This window comes from Ignisphaera sp. (assembly GCA_038831005.1).
GTDB lineage: Archaea > Thermoproteota > Thermoprotei_A > Sulfolobales > Ignisphaeraceae > Ignisphaera.
Genome location: JAWBKZ010000003.1, coordinates 57440 through 74757 on the forward strand (window position 1 = coordinate 57440; position 17318 = coordinate 74757).

The 17318-nt window shown below is 35.9% G+C and carries 18 protein-coding genes; 8 read left to right on the forward strand and 10 right to left on the reverse strand.

Going from position 1 to position 17318, the window contains the following annotated elements:
* Positions 1 to 171 precede the first annotated feature (171 nt).
* Together QXK50_03655 and QXK50_03660 are read left to right on the forward strand one after the other, a co-directional pair.
* Positions 172 to 1416 (forward strand): NfeD family protein, encoded by a 1245-nt coding sequence (locus QXK50_03655; protein MEM2008261.1) that lies wholly within the window; start codon positions 172 to 174, stop codon positions 1414 to 1416.
* 44 nt (positions 1417 to 1460) lie between these two features.
* A complete protein-coding gene (locus tag QXK50_03660; protein MEM2008262.1) occupies positions 1461 to 2321 on the forward strand; it encodes an SPFH domain-containing protein in 861 nt (286 codons plus the stop codon).
* Here QXK50_03660 and QXK50_03665 read toward each other — a convergent pair whose 3' ends face one another.
* Positions 2322 to 3155 carry a GDP-mannose dehydrogenase gene (locus QXK50_03665; GenBank protein ID MEM2008263.1) on the reverse strand — a complete coding sequence of 278 codons (834 nt, stop codon included), beginning with the start codon at positions 3153 to 3155 and terminating at the stop codon, positions 2322 to 2324.
* 153 nt (positions 3156 to 3308) lie between these two features.
* Between QXK50_03665 and QXK50_03670 the strand changes: the two genes are divergently transcribed.
* The gene (locus QXK50_03670; GenBank protein ID MEM2008264.1) at positions 3309 to 4028 is read left to right on the forward strand and encodes a thioredoxin family protein; all 720 of its coding nucleotides are present in this window, start codon (positions 3309 to 3311) and stop codon (positions 4026 to 4028) included.
* On the opposite strand, the gene QXK50_03675 is transcribed toward QXK50_03670, so the two are convergent.
* Entirely contained in the window at positions 4003 to 4968 is a 966-nt protein-coding gene (locus QXK50_03675) for a hypothetical protein (GenBank protein ID MEM2008265.1), read from the reverse strand. The genes QXK50_03670 and QXK50_03675 overlap by 26 nt on opposite strands.
* A 148-nt stretch (positions 4969 to 5116) precedes the next feature.
* Between QXK50_03675 and QXK50_03680 the strand changes: the two genes are divergently transcribed.
* The 5 genes from QXK50_03680 (at position 5117) to QXK50_03700 (ending at position 10747) form a co-directional block, all read left to right on the forward strand.
* On the forward strand, positions 5117 to 5344 hold the full coding sequence (locus QXK50_03680) for a hypothetical protein (protein MEM2008266.1): 228 nt from the start codon (positions 5117 to 5119) through the stop codon (positions 5342 to 5344).
* A 123-nt stretch (positions 5345 to 5467) separates the two neighbouring features.
* Entirely contained in the window at positions 5468 to 8404 is a 2937-nt protein-coding gene (gene leuS, locus QXK50_03685) for a leucine--tRNA ligase (protein MEM2008267.1), read from the forward strand.
* Between the two features lie 70 nt (positions 8405 to 8474).
* Positions 8475 to 8714 carry a hypothetical protein gene (locus QXK50_03690; GenBank protein ID MEM2008268.1) on the forward strand — a complete coding sequence of 80 codons (240 nt, stop codon included), beginning with the start codon at positions 8475 to 8477 and terminating at the stop codon, positions 8712 to 8714.
* A 92-nt stretch (positions 8715 to 8806) separates the two neighbouring features.
* Entirely contained in the window at positions 8807 to 9991 is a 1185-nt protein-coding gene (locus QXK50_03695) for a nicotinate phosphoribosyltransferase (protein MEM2008269.1), read from the forward strand.
* Positions 9992 to 10048: 57 nt separating this feature from the next.
* On the forward strand, positions 10049 to 10747 hold the full coding sequence (locus QXK50_03700; protein MEM2008270.1) for a hypothetical protein: 699 nt from the start codon (positions 10049 to 10051) through the stop codon (positions 10745 to 10747).
* A gap of 79 nt (positions 10748 to 10826) precedes the next feature.
* On the opposite strand, the gene QXK50_03705 is transcribed toward QXK50_03700, so the two are convergent.
* The 8 genes from QXK50_03705 to QXK50_03740 form a co-directional block, all read right to left on the reverse strand.
* Positions 10827 to 11333, reverse strand: a complete 507-nt coding sequence (locus QXK50_03705; GenBank protein ID MEM2008271.1) for a hypothetical protein — start codon at positions 11331 to 11333, stop codon at positions 10827 to 10829.
* Between the two features lie 125 nt (positions 11334 to 11458).
* The gene (locus QXK50_03710; GenBank protein ID MEM2008272.1) at positions 11459 to 11653 is read right to left on the reverse strand and encodes a hypothetical protein; all 195 of its coding nucleotides are present in this window, start codon (positions 11651 to 11653) and stop codon (positions 11459 to 11461) included.
* Between the two features lie 68 nt (positions 11654 to 11721).
* Positions 11722 to 12375: a hypothetical protein gene (locus QXK50_03715; protein ID MEM2008273.1), complete on the reverse strand. Its 654-nt coding sequence runs from the start codon at positions 12373 to 12375 to the stop codon at positions 11722 to 11724.
* A 3-nt stretch (positions 12376 to 12378) separates the two neighbouring features.
* A complete protein-coding gene (locus tag QXK50_03720) occupies positions 12379 to 13629 on the reverse strand; it encodes a DUF58 domain-containing protein (protein ID MEM2008274.1) in 1251 nt (416 codons plus the stop codon).
* Entirely contained in the window at positions 13626 to 14594 is a 969-nt protein-coding gene (locus QXK50_03725) for a MoxR family ATPase (protein ID MEM2008275.1), read from the reverse strand. Before QXK50_03725 ends, QXK50_03720 begins: the two co-directional genes overlap by 4 nt.
* On the reverse strand, positions 14570 to 15454 hold the full coding sequence (locus tag QXK50_03730) for a hypothetical protein (GenBank protein ID MEM2008276.1): 885 nt from the start codon (positions 15452 to 15454) through the stop codon (positions 14570 to 14572). Before QXK50_03730 ends, QXK50_03725 begins: the two co-directional genes overlap by 25 nt.
* 67 nt (positions 15455 to 15521) lie before the next feature.
* Positions 15522 to 16052, reverse strand: coding sequence for a hypothetical protein (locus tag QXK50_03735; protein MEM2008277.1), 531 nt, complete (start codon positions 16050 to 16052; stop codon positions 15522 to 15524).
* Positions 16053 to 16137: 85 nt separating this feature from the next.
* Positions 16138 to 17100 carry a hypothetical protein gene (locus QXK50_03740; GenBank protein ID MEM2008278.1) on the reverse strand — a complete coding sequence of 321 codons (963 nt, stop codon included), beginning with the start codon at positions 17098 to 17100 and terminating at the stop codon, positions 16138 to 16140.
* Between the last annotated feature and the right edge of the window lie 218 nt (positions 17101 to 17318).

The window sequence follows — 17318 nt, forward strand, 5'->3', positions numbered from 1 at the left end:
TGAAGGTATTGGGGTTTGATGCTAAACTAGTTTGACTAGAGGATGCGACTAGTAGTCGAAGGTTTCTCTATATCTATAGAATTGAATTGTGTGTCGTTAGTGGTTTTACCATGATTTTGATAGCTTATATACTGTATACACAGTACATGGATTGATCGAGGTACACTATTCATGAGAATCACACAAAATAGCTCTCTCTTGATAATTCTCCATATTATTCTAGCCATTTACATACCTCTACTCTCCATACACACTATCTATGGATCTAGTAACCTTAACGCTGTTATAGTGGACTTTGATATAAATGTTGATGGTGGTGCTCTTGTTTTTTGGGAAAGAATTTTGAATAGCTATAGAGGTAATGTTCTTGTGCTAAAGATTAATAGTTATGGTGGGTATCTATCTGTTGCTGATAGAATTGTGAACAGTATTCTAGAGAAGAATGTAGAGTGTTATACATGGATACCTCCAGGTGGTTATGCTGTTTCAGCTGCATCCATGATTGCACTAGGGTGTAGAGGTATATATATGGGTTCTGGTTCTGTTATTGGTGCTGCTACTCCTAGCCCTTCTGAACCTAAGGTTGTAGAATATGTTGCCGCTAGATTTAGATCTCTTGCTGAAAGAATATTTGATAGAGAGGAGCTTGTAGATATTGCAGAAGCTATGGTTAGAGAAGGAAGAGCTCTAACAGCTGAAGAAGCTGTATCTATAGGTTTTGCGAAAAGAGCTGAATCTGTTAAAGAGATTGAGGATTCTATAGGTATTAGAGTAGCATATGCGGTATCTCCATCTCAATGGGATAGACTTTTATCAATTTTATCACTACCAATAGTATCGAATATCCTTCTAGTTGCCGGTTTATTCCTGATCTTGGCCGAGATATTTACAACAGGTTTTCAGGGTTATGCTATTGCTGGTGTTCTTCTGATTCTTCTGGCTCTATACTCTATGAATGTTGTTTCACCTGACCTATTTGCGCTTCTTGTTATGTTGATTGGAACGATACTATTAGCTATAGAGATGTATACACCAGGTTTCGGTCTTTTTGGATTAACAGGTCTCGTGCTTCTGCCTATAGGTATTGTGTACCAGCTGTATCTAACTCCACCAGAGCTACTAACTCAACCAGTCTACGTCGTTATCGGAGGTATCTTAGCGATTACATCGATCATGGGATATATAGCGTATAAAGCTGTACAGACTGTTAGAAAGAAGAGAATCTCTTTAGAACAACAACTCCTATCGTCAATAGGTATAGCTAAAACTGATATACGTGAGGAAAATCCTGGTGTAGTATATGTATTAAATGAGGAATGGACCGCATATTCGGTTAAGGGAGTAATTCCGGCAGGATCTAGAGTAAAGATTGTTCGTATAGATGGTTTAAAGCTCTATGTAGAAAAAATCGATTAAAACATAAATATCTGAACTATATTACTATGCTGGAGGTGTAGACCTTGGATCCTATTACTATAGCTATAGCATTACTATTCATACTTATTGTTGCTGCTATAGTGTTGCCAAGGATCAAGGTTGTGTCTGAATACAAGAGGCTTGTAGTGTTTAGATTAGGTAAACTTGAGTCTGTAAGAGGACCTGGCCTAGTATTTCTGTTACCTCTAATAGATAGAGGTATTGATGTTGATTTAAGGGAATTCGTTATAGATATACCTCCACAGACATGTATCACTAAAGATAATGCTCCAGTAGATATAGATCTCCTGGTATATATGAAGATATTCGATCCTGTTAAAGCTGTTACAGCAGTACAGAACTATGTATCTGCAGCTACAGGTATAGCTATAACAACTCTTAGAGCTGTTATAGGTGATATGGTTCTCGATGATGTTTTAGCTAAAAGAGAATACATAAATTCAACTCTTAGAGCTAGACTAGATGATGTTACAGATAGATGGGGCATAAAGGTTACCTCAGTAGAGATAAAGGAGATAAAGCCTCCAAAAGATGTGCAAGAAGCAATGATTAAGCAGATGGCAGCTGAAAGGAATAGAAGAGCTATGGTTGCAGAAGCAGAAGGCAAAAGAACTGCAGCTATACTTGAAGCTGATGGACAGAGAGAAGCATTGATTAGGAAAGGTGAAGGTGAAAGACAATACAATATACTTGTCGCCGAAGGTAAAGCCAAATCTCTAGAGCTTATAAATGAGACTGCTATGAAGCTTGGAAGTAATGCTATCCTGCTTCAGTATCTAGAGGCCTTAAGATCTATAGCAGAAAGCCCATCAACAAAGATAGTTATTCCTCTAGAACTCCTGACAACATTAACAAAGATTGTGGGTAGATCTAGAGAAGAGTAGCTACTCTATTTTTCCTCCATAGTAATCTAGGTTCATGTATTTTTTAGCCACAGTCTTTATCTTCTCGATATCATTTAACACATCAATATCATTTAATTCCTTTAATCTCTTATCATTAGACTCTAAAACAAATTCAAAGAGCTTTGATTTATAGTGAGACATTAGCATCTTCGTATTTGGTATAAGACAGTGACCACCTATATAGCTAGGATAGTATATAGGTCTATCCTTAAGAACCTCATGTACCTCTCCAATAAATTCTGCTACAACCTCTATATCAACACCAAACCTCTTTGCCACTCTATGCAACTCCTGCCATGAAGCAATCATTATAGCTCTATAGACTGTTTCCCAAAGTTTCGCAAGTTCTAGAGATTCTGGAAATCCTCTATACATCCTCACCTTAAATCCTGCCTCAAGTAAATGCTTAGCACATTTCTCGATTTCCTCTATAGGTATTGAGGCAATCCATTTACTCCAGAACAGAATGTGTTTAACGAGATTTGGGTGTTTACCTCTGATAGGTGTATAAGCTACAATAGTTTTTGCTGAAGCATGTAGCGCTCTAGTTGTTCCAATAGCTACAGTTGAATGTATGAACACTATTTTCGGTTTGAAGATCTCTACATAATCTTTAACTATATCAATAAAACTAGATGTATAGGGTATTGCTATATGTAGATAATCTACAGGTTTCTCTATAGATTCGAAAGAATCAGTTGATTTAGAGGGATCTACATCATATCCATATACCTTAAACTTGCTGACTCCTTTAATAACATGGTATATAGCTGAACCAACTTCACCTAAACCTACAACCAATACCCTCTCCATGGGCATCTCACAAGATAATAAACACAGAAACTAGTATATTTGTTTATGAAAAACTCTTTATGACTCCATATATGATACATCTTTGACTTAGTTAAACTAGTAATTCTTATAAGTATTGCTTAGCTTTAAAGTGGTGGTAAGGTGTAGCACTACATGGATGAATACACACTACCACCATATATAGCTGAGATGTTTAGATTCAACTTTACACAAGCTGATATAGAGGCTATAAGAGATGCATTGAAAGACATGGTTAGCAAAGTGCATGTAGCATTATTTATTTCCAGAAGCAGGTACGAGTGTTTTTCATGTGAAGATACTGTGAACCTAGTTAAGGTGCTTAGCGAAAACAGCCCAATGGTAGGAGATAGACATGCAATAGATGTAGATATTCTCAGTATCTCTGAGTCACTTGATATAGCTAGGAAGTATGGAGTTAATAGAGTACCAACAATACTGTTAGCTGATGGATCTATAAGGTATATAGGCATGCCCGCAGGTGAAGAAATTAAAGGATTTATAGAGACCTTAATCAGAATCAGCACAAACGATCATGGACTATCTAGTGAAACTGTAAGAGAAATATCTTCATTAGAAGGTAAAGCAGTTATAGAAACTGTTGTGACTCCTCCATGCCCTTATTGCCCTTATGCTGCATTACTAACAAACATGTTTGCATATGTTAGCAAAATCTATGGTAATGGAAATGTGGAGTCTCATATTATTGAAGCATACGAGAATCCTGATATAGCTGATAGATATGCTGTTACAACTGTACCAACAATAGCCGTAAATGGTAGAGTTGTATTCGTTGGTCTTCCATATGAGGTACAGCTACTAAGAGCAATCAAAAAACTTGCGAAATCTCTTTAAATGCTGAAACAAGGTCTGCTCTCTTAGGAATAGATGAAGAGATACATAACCTTATTTTTGCTTTAGAGTTCATGGGCATTGACATCCTGATCACATTATACTTAGGTTTGAATCTAACTAGTTCATCTATCACTATCTCATCTATATATCCGTAGACCTTGATTATGGTATTGTACAAAATATTTGTCGGATTAACTATCTCTAGATCTACGCATCCTTCAATGAAATCTATAGGTTTCGATAAAGCTATAGGATCTAGTATCTCGATAAGTGGCTGCACATTCTTTTGTTTACCTGTAACCATTACTATATTTGAATACATCAGCGCTTCTCTAAACATTTGAACATGTGTTCTGTTTCTAGATACCACCATAACTCTTGCCACAGGTACGTAGAGATTATACATTAATCTTCCTATATCCTCGATAACCATGGGTTCAGAAGAAGCTAACGATAGTGTATCCCTGTTGCTCATCTTGACAGATAGTGCGTAAACACCTGCATATCTGAGTCTAGTACCTTTAGCTACATCTATTCTTTTCTCTCTCATATCTAGATCTATTAATACTATCTCCTCTACCTCTCTTTTAATAATCAAGTCTATGTACTTGCCACTTAAATCATATATGTATAGCTTTTCGTCCCTTGCAGTGTACCTAAAGTTGTCCATACTCATCAATTTGGCGGAACCCAAATCTATAGTATTTCCTACAAAAGCTCTTCCCACATCCTTCTCTAGACACAGACTCATGGCCAGACATCTACAGAATTTAACGATATTTTTATCAATCATAGGAATAGTGGATGAAAAAGGTAACGGATTAGCATAAAGATTTTCCAAACCTTCAGTTAAAACTCCTTGAATACTGAGAAATTTTGTGAAGTTCTCTAATCTATGGTCGGTTCGCGATAATCTCTTCACCATATCTGTAGGGGGCAAGTCTCCTCATCCCATCAGTGGCTACCACTATCTTCACCATATCTGTAACGGCCAAGTACATCATCTACTAGCTATCTGTAACAACAAATTAATATCTTTTAATATTTTTCTGCAAACTACATTAAAGGTACATCTATTGGTGAGAGTATTGAGTCGATGTTCATCAAATAGAGCCACCGTATCGGCATTCATTAAGATGATGCTATACATTACTTTAATCATGTTATCGCTAGTTGGAGCTGTGTATATCGTAAGCATTTTCCCTTTGAAACATGAATTCCCTAGAATGGCACTATTAGGTATACTGATTATAGCTATCCTCTACTTATGGTATAAAGCAACCATTGTAGTTATAGGAAAACTCTACACAAAATAGTACTTCATATATTAGCTCTAGATCAGGCCCCATTAACTGTTAATATGTTAAATATTTATTTGCTCCTTACTTTGTTTCTTAATTAGCTACATTACCTAGTTCAGAGTAGTTAAGGAGATTCATATGAGCAGTAATTTGAATGAATATTTTGTAAAGCTAGCTGAGAAATGGAGCAAGATACTTCGTGAAAACCATGTATATGAAGCTAACAGAGATAGCTCTAGACCTAAGTTTTATGTAACTGCTGCATTCATGTACCCTAACGGACCTATACATATAGGTCATGGGCGTACATACTTAGTGGCAGATATTTTAACAAGATTTAAGAGAGTTATGGGATATAACGTTCTCTTCCCTATGGGGTTCCATTATACAGGCACACCAATTATTACCATGGCCGAGGCTATAGCTGCAAAAGATAGAGAGCTTATAGAGTTGTTCAAACATGACTACGATGTTTCTGAAGAAGATATTGAGAGAATGCTTGATCCACTCTATATGGCTAGATATTTCCATAACATTTCTAAAGAGGTTATGAATCTCTACGGACTTTCAATTGATTGGAGAAGAGAGTTCACGACAATAGATCCGGAATTCGTATCGTTCATTCACTGGCAGTTCGTAAAACTCTATGATAAGAACTATATCGAGAAGGGTTCTCATCCCGTTGGATGGTGTCCTAAACATGGTATGCCTGTGGGTATGCATGATACCAAAGGTGATGTAGAGCCAGAAATAGGGGAGTTTGTCGCTATATTCTTTAAAGATTTAGACGGAGTAGTTTACCCTACGGCTACACTTAGACCTGAAACAATTTTTGGAGTTACAAATATCTGGATCAATCCTTCGGCTAAATACATGAAGATAAAGACAGGTAATGGATCTATATGGATTGTAGGCATTAGGGCCGCAGAAAGACTACTCCATCAGCTCGAGTTTGAGGTATTGGGATATATAGAAGGAAAGGAATTGATCGGTAAAAGAGTTGTAAACCCCATAACAGGTGAACAAGTGTTGATTCTTCCAGCCAGTTTTGTAGATGATTCGTTTGCCACTGGTATAGTTATGAGTGTTCCTGCACATGCCCCGTATGATGCTGTAGCTCTAGAAGATCTGAAGATGAATCCCATATACAGAGATATAGTTGCATCTATAGTTCCTCGTATAATAATTGAAACAGATGGAAGACTTATTGCTAACGCATATGAAGCTCTAAAGAATATGGGTATAGAGAGCCAATCTGAAAGAGATAAACTGGACGATGCAACCAGATATGTTTATTCGCTTGAGCTTCGAAATGGATGCATGGCTACACATCTCCACACATTTGTGCCAGCAATAGATAATACAACAAAACAGTTTATTGAGAAGAACGTTACCGGTAAAAGTGTTTTGGAAGTTCGTGAAGTAGTTAGAAAATTCATTATAGATAGAGAAGCTGGTGTAACAATTTACGAACTTCTAAACAAACCTGTTTATTGTAGATGTGGAACAGAAGTTGTAGTTAAGCTTCTTAAAGATCAATGGTTTATAAACTACGGTGATAGCGAATGGAAGAAAAAAGCGAGAGCAACTTTAGCTAAGATGAAGATTGTTCCTGAAGAATCTGTGCCCCAGTTTGAGGCAACTATAGAGTGGCTCAAGAAGAGAGCGTGTGCTCGAACACGTGGTTTAGGTGTACCTTTTCCATGGGATAGAAGGTGGATTATAGAGAGCTTAAGCGATTCTACAATATATATGGCTTTCTATACTGTAGTGAACAAGATAAGATACTACGGTATCCCTGTCGAAAAGCTAACAATAGAGTTCTGGGATTACGTTATGCTTGGATTAAACGATGTAGAAAGTCTATCTAGAAAACTATCCATACCGATCGAGGTTATCGAAGATATACGTAACGAATTTCGATACTGGTATCCACTAGATATGAGAATTAGTGGAAAGGATCTAATACCCAATCATCTAACATTCTTTATATTCAATCATATTGCAATATTTCCAGAAGAACTTCAACCCAGAGGAATAATAGCTAATGGATGGGTTCTGGTTAAGCAAATGAAGATGAGTAAATCGTTACGAAACATAATACCTTTGAAGAGAATCCTCAATGAATATGGTACAGACATAGTTAGACTGTTTCTCGCTCTAGGTGCTGAAGTATATCAAGATGAAAATATAGATCCTGAAATGCTTGAAACACTTGGTAAGAAAGAATATCCACAACTACTAAAATCTATACACGATACTGTTCTAGATATATTCCGGAGCAGTGAGAAATTTAGGAATGAAATGAACGATATAGATAGACTCTTCTGGAACGAATTCGTATACAAAGTTAATAAAATTGTTAAACTGATCGATGATATTAAGATAAGAGAGGCAGGTATAATTGTATTCTACGATATAAAAAACCTTATCGACATGTATCTAAAACTTGCCGATATTCCCCATAGAATGATACTAGATATGTTAAGAATATGGATACCCTTAATTAGTATCTATACACCATTTATAGCTGAAGAGATTTGGAGTAAAACATTTAAGGAAGGTTTCGCATCTACATACACCATTAATATACCTAGTGAAATAGATGAAAAAGCACTTCTAGCTCTACGATACGCTGAAGCCATAGTGAGCTCCGTACAGAACATAATTAGAGCTACAAAGAAGTCCTCGATAAACAATATAGTGATTTACATTTCTTCTAAAGCTCATCAAAAGATTATGCGAAAAGTTATAGAGCTACATAAACAGGGTCTAAGACTTAATGAGATTATCAATAGACTGTCTGAAGAACTGGGACTCAATAAGAGAGAAGCTTCGCAACTAGTTAGATCTATGTACGATGTGGCCATGAATACTGCAGACGAGATAGAGTACCTATATCTAAGGTTAAGTGATGTAGATGAGCTTGAGTTATTAAAAATGTCTCTAGACTATCTTTCTAAAGTTATGAAAAGCAGAATCGAGATATATAGTGCAGAAGATCTCTCTGCACCTGATAAAGGTGGTAAAAAGAAGTCAGTATTACCGCTGAGACCAGGAATATACATAGAGTAAGTTTATAAGCTTAAAGATAGAAACGCTTATTTTTTCTATTCTCGTTAAAGAGAGGCGGTAGGCGTTAAACATGCAGCAAGAAAAACAAAAAATACGAATAGTAAACGTTAGAAAAATAATGGGTAGAAAGAACATAAAGAACAAGCTATATACGTACGAATACTATACCCTCTCTTTGAATCTCTATATACCAAAGGATGTTGTAGAAAAGTATGGTAATGAATTTGTTGTAATAAAAGATGAGGAAAAGAACGTAATATCTGTGATGCCACGTAAGGTAGCAGAAGCACAAGGAGTTAAGGTAGGGTAGCGCAAGAGAATTTTCTGATTTTCAACCTAAAGAAATTTTTATTTTAAGTACATCATTATTTACTATTATTATTAGGAATGGGTGTGTAAATTATGGAGCCCAGGATATATATTTTGAGTGTTGATGAACTTAAGAAAGGTACTGCTACAGATATATACTTCATCAGGAGTCGGGAGATACTTGAGAAAAACAATTTGTGTGATACGTTAGTTAGATATGAGCTGCATTGTTATGGTCTTCCAAGAGATTATAAATGGGCTGTATACGCAGGTGTTGAAGAGTCTTTAGCATTACTGAGAGGTAGAGATATAACATTTTATACGCTTCCTGAAGGAACTCTATTCAGGGATCTATATCCACTTGCAATTGTTGAAGGAAAAATCTGTGAAATTATAGATATCGAAACCGCTTTACTTGGCATACTAAGATTTTATACTAGTGTCTCAACTAAAGCTGCAAGAATAAAGAAGATATCTGGGGATAGACAGGTTATTTTCTTCGGTTTGCGTGCTCATCATCCTGCACTCGCACCAGCTCTTGATAGAGCAGCATATATAGGTGGTTGTGATGCTGTTTCCGGTGCATTTAGTGCAACAATTACTGGTACAAGTCCTAGAGGCACTATGCCTCATGCATTAATAATAGTGTTTAGGGATCCAGTAAAGGCATGGAAAGCATTCGACGAAGTTATGCCTCCAGACGTACCTCGCATAGCCCTCGTGGATACATTCTATGATGAGAGAGTTGAAAGCCTTATGGCTATCCAAGCTTTAGGAAACAAATTATGGGGAATAAGACTAGATACACCTAGAAGCCGTAGAGGAGATATCAGAATGATTATAGAGGAGATTAAGTGGACTCTTAAGCTCCATGGCTACGAGAATATCAAGATAGTTGTAAGTGGAGGTATAGATGAGAATCATATAGCAAGGTTAAAGGATATTGTCGATGTTTTCGGTGTAGGAACATCTATAGCGTTTCCACCTTCAGTAGATATAAGTATGGATATTGTCGAGATATATGATGAAAAAGAAGGTAGATGGATCCCTATAACGAAGCGAGGTAAACTTCCAGGAGCTAAACAGCTATACAGATGTAGACCTCTTATTGAAGATTATGTAGATGTGCCAAATAAAATAGTTGTATGTGGTAATGGTGTAGAGGCAAGACCCATGTTAGAGAAGTATATTGATCATGGGAGAATCGTAAAAGAACTTCAGTCAGCTAAAGAGATAAGGGAGTATGTGTTAGAGCAATTAGTATTCGCAGAACTATAACATAGTTTGTTGTATATTTTTAGACTTTGAAGCAGTATACAGTACTACGGAGAAAGCATGAAGTTAGTTACTCTAAAACTTGATGATAGAGTTTACGAAGAGCTAGCTAGAAGAGCTAGAGATGAGGGATTTGCAACAGTATCTGACTATATAGGCTTCATTATCTCAAAATATATTGATAGAATAGAACATAAAGAGAGCTACGAAGAAGCAACAAAAAAGAGCACAGTAATAGACAAAATTATGACCTTAATTGAGCGTAAGGTTCAGGATAGCGTAAATCCCTTTACACAAAAAGTCGATGATCTCGGAAGAAAAGTTGCAACATTACTCGAGAGACTAGAGGTAGTAGAAGAAAGATTATCCAAATTAGAGAAAATAATTAAGACAGTAGAAACTAAACGTGAAGAGGTTAAAGTTCAAGAAAAATCTAAAAAGTCTGCCATTGAAATCCTAAAAGAACAAAAAATTATATTTGAAAAAGATGTGGCAAACAAAATCAGAAATAGAGATAGCTTTTTTGTGAGACTTGAACAAGAAGGAGCCATAGTTATTGAGGCTAAGGATGAGAGAATAGCTGTTGAACCATCATTTTGGAATAGTTTTGTAAACAAACTAAAGCTTACCAGAACTAATAATGATGACGAGTTAAAGAAGATATTCGACCCTATAGAGTTAAAGCTTTTACAAAAACTTAAAGAATCTGCACTAATAGTTTATGATGGTACTTCAAGAAACTGGAATCTACTGCTATAACAACATTATGATGATGTCTAGCCTCAACTGAAAAGATGATGTTAGAATCCCCGCCTGAGTTATAGATGAGATACCCAACCTATTTGTATCTCGCATACTTAATGCAGAGATTGATGTTGGCAATAGATCTTGTGAGATTTTCACCTACTCGCGATACAGCATCTAAAATCAAGCTCCTCTTGCTTATGACGTTCTCTTCATCATTAAGATCCACAACTTCACTGTAAGTGTTAACAGTAAATCCAATCTTTAGACCTTCGTACAATATTACAGACCTGTCATCAAAAGAAATGTAGAGAGTTTGAAGCTTATCGTGTGTGTATAGAATTGTGAGCCTTGGCTCAAGCTTTACCAGAGATATGTTCGATCCATATTCGGTGTATATCCATCTAAAACATATTCTACCATGAGTTAAATCTGTATACATGGTTTCTAAATTCCTTAATGCATTCATAAATTCTCTAACTTGCTTTATGAATGATTGTATCTCCGATAACGTATTTATATACCTTTTATCTCTTTCTTCTGATGCAGCCTTCTCTATCCTAACTTCAACAGATCTAGACATTCTTTCCAACAACGGCATACATGATGATACCAATTTCATTTCGATATACACCTATGTACCACAGCAAAATTGGTGATGTCTAGGATTTAAAGCCTTATCACTCAACCACTGCACTATGTGATAGATGTACATAAGCATAACTGCTACTTATTTCCATCCTGGTACCTCATCTTTTCTCTTAATATGGCGAGAGAACTACTCAATAATATTATACCTATAACAAATGCTAAAAGAGCTTGAAGATATTTTTCAATATATACAAACGTTACTGATATACCCATAAACGCTATTGATGATATCATTAGCACCAATGTGTGTAGATCTTGTCTTAATGACATAATACTCACAATATGTGTTCATGATTATATCCAAATATATACTATCATGATCTACGAGAATCGTTAATCTAATCAATAATTGTGGATAGAAGTAGTATAGAAATGAAAAATAGTAATATTATCAAATAATTGTCTAATCTTTTTAACATCTTAACCCTTCTTCTAGCCATAATCATTATTCCAATAAGTATAGCAGGTATAACAATGTATATCCTTAATACAATTATAGAGTATAATGTTGCTAAGACACCTAGTGCCATAGACAACGTATGAAGCAGCCTGGTTAACCTATGGAGACTTCTACCTAAGATCGCCCCCATTGAAGATAAAGCATCTAGCGATGGTTGTACCGTTAGAGCTAGGGATAAGAACATTATCATTATGAATAGAGTGCTTGATGTCCATACATCTAGTAGCGGTATTATTGCTTTCCGACTTATGTACCCTATAGATAGACTTGATATAGTGTAGATTGCTATAGGTATGAATGGTTTAACCACTTGGTATAAACCCAGCATCTTAGCTATCTTATAGAACCTAAATACCTGAAGTATCGATTTTACGGGTATCATTAACGAAAGAAATACCAAGTATCTATAGTTAAATGTAAATGCTAATAAGACTGTTATGAAGATTGCTATGTTTGTATATTCAGAATTCTTAACCACATCAATTATGATCAATACTGTAATTAGCAACAACAATAATAAAATTATGTACATAACTTATCCCCTGTAAGTTACGTTCATTTCTTCTTCAGAAATCTCTAACCCTATCCCACCTCTTTCTACAATGGTTGCTATGCTTTTCAAGAAATTCTTCAGCAACTCTTCTTCAACTATTTCATCATACCTGTATCTAGGTATAGTCACAACTAATCTACCCGGAAATGCCTCCATCAGACTATTGAGACTATCTATAGATTCCATAACCAGTGATAGAGGATTTGTAACGAGGATTACAATATCGTAGAACTCAGGTACTCTCCCTAGATGATGTACACTATCTATGAAGACAGATAGGGGAGATTCACAACCTCCACCTACAGGTAGGACCGATATTATGTTGTATAGAGACTCTATAGTTCTTTCTTCAAAATTTCTTACAACTTTCGGAACTAGACCACTACATAAAGCTACATCAATTGTACATCTATTTCTAACGAGGTAGTCTATAAGTGATCTAGCATACCTAAGCTGTATCTGAGCTAATGTATTGGGTGGCTCACCGATGCTCCATAGATTCTTCTTCATATCTATTAGAACTAGAACCCTAGCTCTAGTCTCTCCAAAATCTTCTCTAACCATAAGCTTACCAGTTTTAGCATATATTTTCCATAGAATCTTTCTAGTATCATCTCCAACTACATAGTCTCTAATATTAGCTAACTCGAATGCTCCACCTATTGCTTTTCCTTTTAGCGTTATCCCCATAACTCTCTGTAGGCTCTTTACATCTATCGATGTAGGGCTATAGAGAGGTAGTACCACAAGAGAATCTTTACTCTCAATAGAGACGTTTTCATAAAAATATCCAAGAGCGTCTGAAATAATTACATCAAATACCTGAAAATCATGTACTCCTGGCGCCAGGGGTTTTACCTTATATTCTATCACTAAAGAACTTTTAGACGGTATAACAATATTGAATACGAGTTTAGCTGGATCTGAAGAAACTAGCTGAGGAATGATGTCCTTCAAGATTACACGTGGAAAGACAACATCACTTCCATTCTCTATGATAATCTTCATAACTACTTCTTCTAATTCATTCGATACCTTTTTCTCTAATTCTCTCTTTATGCGTACTTTATCTATAGCTCTTACAGCCTCAGTAAATGATCTATATTCATAGTATATTATCAGTACAAATGATAAGGAGATGGCGAGTATCATTGGATCTCGATTAATGTAAGCATAGAAGATAAGGAGTAGTGATAACATGATGTGAATAATGCCGAGAAGCGTTATCTTCAAGGAGGCTCGACCTTAGATAGAACATCATCGATAACATCCTTAGCTGTTATCCCCGAAATCCTCGCTTCGCCACGAAGAATCAATCTATGTGAGAGAGCTGCATAAGCTACGTATTTTACGTCGTCGGGAATCACATAGTCTCTCATTCTGATTAACGCTATCGATTTAGATAGTGTGTATAACGCTATAGCACCTCTTGGTGATGCCCCTAGTTTTACCATTGGGTGACGTCTGGTCATCTCAATTATAGATGCTGTATACTTCTTAATGTTTATATCAACATAAATCTTTTTAACGGTATTAATTAGCATGAGAACGTCCTTCAATCCTAGAGACGGTATGATATCGCTTACGTCGACTACCTCATAGTATCTGTTAAGTATTTCAACAGTTTCTTCAGCTGTTGGATACCCTATTTCAATTTTAGATAAAAATCTATCTACTTGCGCTTCCGATAATGGGAATGTACCTTCAATCTCAATAGGATTCATGGTTGCTATAACCAGAAATGGTTGTGGGAGTTTATAGGTAATACCTTCAATTGTTACTTGTTTTTCCTGCATAGCTTCAAGTAGGGCGCTCTGTGTTTTTGGAGGAGCTCTATTTATTTCGTCAACAAAGAGTATATTCGTGAAAATGGGACCCTTTCTAAACACAAATTGACCTGTTTTAACATCATATATCTGAGTTCCCAAGATATCTGAAGGCAGGAGATCTGGTGTAGCTTGAACTCGCTTAAAATCTAGGCCAAAAACCAAAGCTACAGTTTTGGCCATAAGTGTTTTAGCTACCCCTGGAACACCCTCCAAAAGCACATGTCCTTCAGCCAAAAGAGTTGCTAATATTAATTCTAGCTCTTTCCTTTTTCCAACAACCTTCTTCTGTGCTTGATCTAAAGCTTTAGCAACAAGTTCTCCGCACTTCTTCACATCGATTTCTATTACTTCTCTATACTCTTTATCCATGATAACATACCTTTTCTTACTTTCTCTCTAAACTCTTGGTGGTCTATACGCTCTACATATTTAAATGTGATGCTCTCATCTATTCTGTACTTAGGTATTCCAAACCTATATACGGTATATAAAACAGATACGAACATTAAGATAATTACGCTTATTAATCTATTCATTAACGAATCACCAATAACAATATTAATTATATCTGGTATTCCATTGTTTATGTTCGATATAACTAGCGCTATAATTGCAGACGTAATTCTGCTGTACCTTCTAGAACCTTCATATATTATTATGTCTCTGTCCATAGATAGCAAACGGATAAACCCAGAGTTAATTCTGTACCATTGTGGAGACTTTAGGTAAACATCGTTTATTACTAAACTTGAATCTCCAACAACCACAATCATGCCTCTACCATATCTAATTCGTACGGCTATAGGTATATCATTGTACCTACATATCTGTTGTAAATTATCAACGTTATCCGATACGACCTCGGTAAAAACATTTACTAGAATCTTTGTCTGCATACCATCAAAATGACAGTCAGCTACATCAATTACATTAAACATATTTCCTCGAGAAAGCCCCAATCGGGTCATCAACGGTTTGGTGTAGTTGAGTTCATCTAACACTATAGCTATACCACCTTTGCTTACCCAATCAATAATTTTCTCGACATCATGAATCTCTTCATCAGGTCCCACTACAAGAAGCGAAAACTCCTCTGGTTTGAATCTATGAAGCTCACTAAATCTGAATATTATTTCCACATTTTTACTAAACATAATATCTACAACATATCTCTCTAGTCCTCCAAAACCGCTATTATATATGGATGGAGGATCCATTTCGAGCGACATAAGTAAAGTAACTGGAGATGATATGAGTAGCAGTAAGCATACAGATCCAAGTAATATTAAAATTAGTCTATTCTTTCTCAACAATGTTCTTCACTTCATTGATAACCGTAGGTGTATCTTCCCGATGTTTTGAGCCGTAAACAACATCTTCATACAATTGAGCAAATAGTTGTAGCAATGGTTCTGAGAACCTTTTTAATGCTGTTTCTCTAGGTGTACAGTATTTACAGCCTATCTTGTTCCTTACCTTTATGAATAGCTCACGTAATATCTTTGCTATACCCTTGTAGCTATATGCAATTGACAGTAAATCTTGTTCTTCTGCACGTCTGTACATTGATATAACCGGTATATATCCTGTATACCTATGTCGTGAATAAATAAACAGTATATAAATCAGACTTCCGACTATAATTATTAGCAGCGCATATAGGACGACATACCCTATTGTGTTTTCAAGCGGTTTCTGGTATACAGATACATTGTAGTTTGCTTCTGATGGTAGTAAATACGTGGAGGCATTAATAGGATGACGGTTGGAGGCGTTTGTACTGATATAGCTTATCTGTCTAATGGGAATAGGTATGTATCTATACATATTACTCGCTAAGAATGTATAGTTATGACCTAAGTATTAAGTTTTTAGCAACAATAACTTAAGGCGATAGAAAATAATCCGCATATCAGTTCATTGATCTACTTTTCAGCTTTTTATCTAGTAAAGTCACAAGCTCTTCTACACTATATGACTCATACATATTAGCGTATTTTATCATCCACATAAAGCCATTATCATTGTATATAATATCGATAAAATGTTTCATGATCCATGCATTAATTAAACATCTCCCTCGGAAAGTCTTTAACAAATCCTCTAGTCTATCAAGATACGGAAAACCTGATTTTTCAAGTGCATTTTCAAGAGCATCGAGATCTTCTTTAGATAAATCTTTTCTTCCAAAGACGGCTTTACCGTTACCTACATATCTTTCGCCTAATCCTGGGATCATGACCTTGCCGTATGCCGCTTTTGTTCTCCAAGAAGATGAATCCATAGAATTTACTCTAAGTATAGACAAAGCTTTATATAGAGCTGGTGTTCCACCAATGCCTAGCGCATGTATCCATCCGCTAAACGTCTTTCGAACAATAGCTAGAGCGAGTAAGGGTATGGTTCTACTTCCTCTACCGGCTTTAGCCATAGATGGTGGAACTGCGCCACCATATGCTATGAAATCTACATTGTATGAACTGTATACATCTATTGCATAAAGAAGTAGATCACTTTTATAGCAATGAATTACGGGGACAATTTTCTTATTTTCTATTCTCTCGTAAAGATATTCAAAGTTCTTGATGTTGTATTCAACAAGATCTTTAGACTTACTGCAAAGATCTTGTGGTGGTTTATCTAGAGATATGAATATGTCTCCTTCAATATTCCTATATTTTTCAGCTACAGTCTTTACATCCATATCAATTCCTTTAATCATAATCTGGTACCCTCCCGAATCAACCCATACTTTATGAACCTTAGGCCTACCCCATCTCCATCTAATGCTATTGATCATTACCTCTATATTCGGTATAAGTTCCCAGATACGTATCAATGTATCGGGTAAACCGAAAACTATGCAGGGCTTCAATCATTACACCTAGTAAAGACTATAACTACACATAAAACTTGTTATAGTTTTGATATGCTATAAGAGATAAACCACATATAAGAATTTAATAGAGATCCTCACAATATACTCGAGTATTACATAACGCAACACGCGTTTGTAGTAGCGCATATGGAGATCTTTATTACAGCTACTGTTATATACCTCAATAATATTATATAGCATCTTGGTGTACGCTA

Excerpts from the sequence above, each read along its gene's own strand:
- QXK50_03725 (MEM2008275.1), bottom strand. The coding sequence starts at position 14,594 with ATGGATAAAGAGTATAGAGAAGTAATAGAAATCGATGTGAAGAAGTGC.
- QXK50_03670 (MEM2008264.1), top strand. The coding sequence starts at position 3,309 with ATGGATGAATACACACTACCACCATATATAGCTGAGATGTTTAGATTC.
- QXK50_03665 (MEM2008263.1), bottom strand. The coding sequence starts at position 3,155 with ATGGAGAGGGTATTGGTTGTAGGTTTAGGTGAAGTTGGTTCAGCTATA.
- leuS (MEM2008267.1), top strand. The coding sequence starts at position 5,468 with ATGAGCAGTAATTTGAATGAATATTTTGTAAAGCTAGCTGAGAAATGG.
- QXK50_03735 (MEM2008277.1), bottom strand. The coding sequence starts at position 16,052 with ATGTATAGATACATACCTATTCCCATTAGACAGATAAGCTATATCAGT.
- QXK50_03705 (MEM2008271.1), bottom strand. The coding sequence starts at position 11,333 with ATGCCGTTGTTGGAAAGAATGTCTAGATCTGTTGAAGTTAGGATAGAG.
- QXK50_03695 (MEM2008269.1), top strand. The coding sequence starts at position 8,807 with ATGGAGCCCAGGATATATATTTTGAGTGTTGATGAACTTAAGAAAGGT.
- QXK50_03715 (MEM2008273.1), bottom strand. The coding sequence starts at position 12,375 with ATGTACATAATTTTATTATTGTTGTTGCTAATTACAGTATTGATCATA.
- QXK50_03730 (MEM2008276.1), bottom strand. The coding sequence starts at position 15,454 with ATGTCGCTCGAAATGGATCCTCCATCCATATATAATAGCGGTTTTGGA.
- QXK50_03690 (MEM2008268.1), top strand. The coding sequence starts at position 8,475 with ATGCAGCAAGAAAAACAAAAAATACGAATAGTAAACGTTAGAAAAATA.
- QXK50_03700 (MEM2008270.1), top strand. The coding sequence starts at position 10,049 with ATGAAGTTAGTTACTCTAAAACTTGATGATAGAGTTTACGAAGAGCTA.
- QXK50_03710 (MEM2008272.1), bottom strand. The coding sequence starts at position 11,653 with ATGTCATTAAGACAAGATCTACACACATTGGTGCTAATGATATCATCA.
- QXK50_03655 (MEM2008261.1), top strand. The coding sequence starts at position 172 with ATGAGAATCACACAAAATAGCTCTCTCTTGATAATTCTCCATATTATT.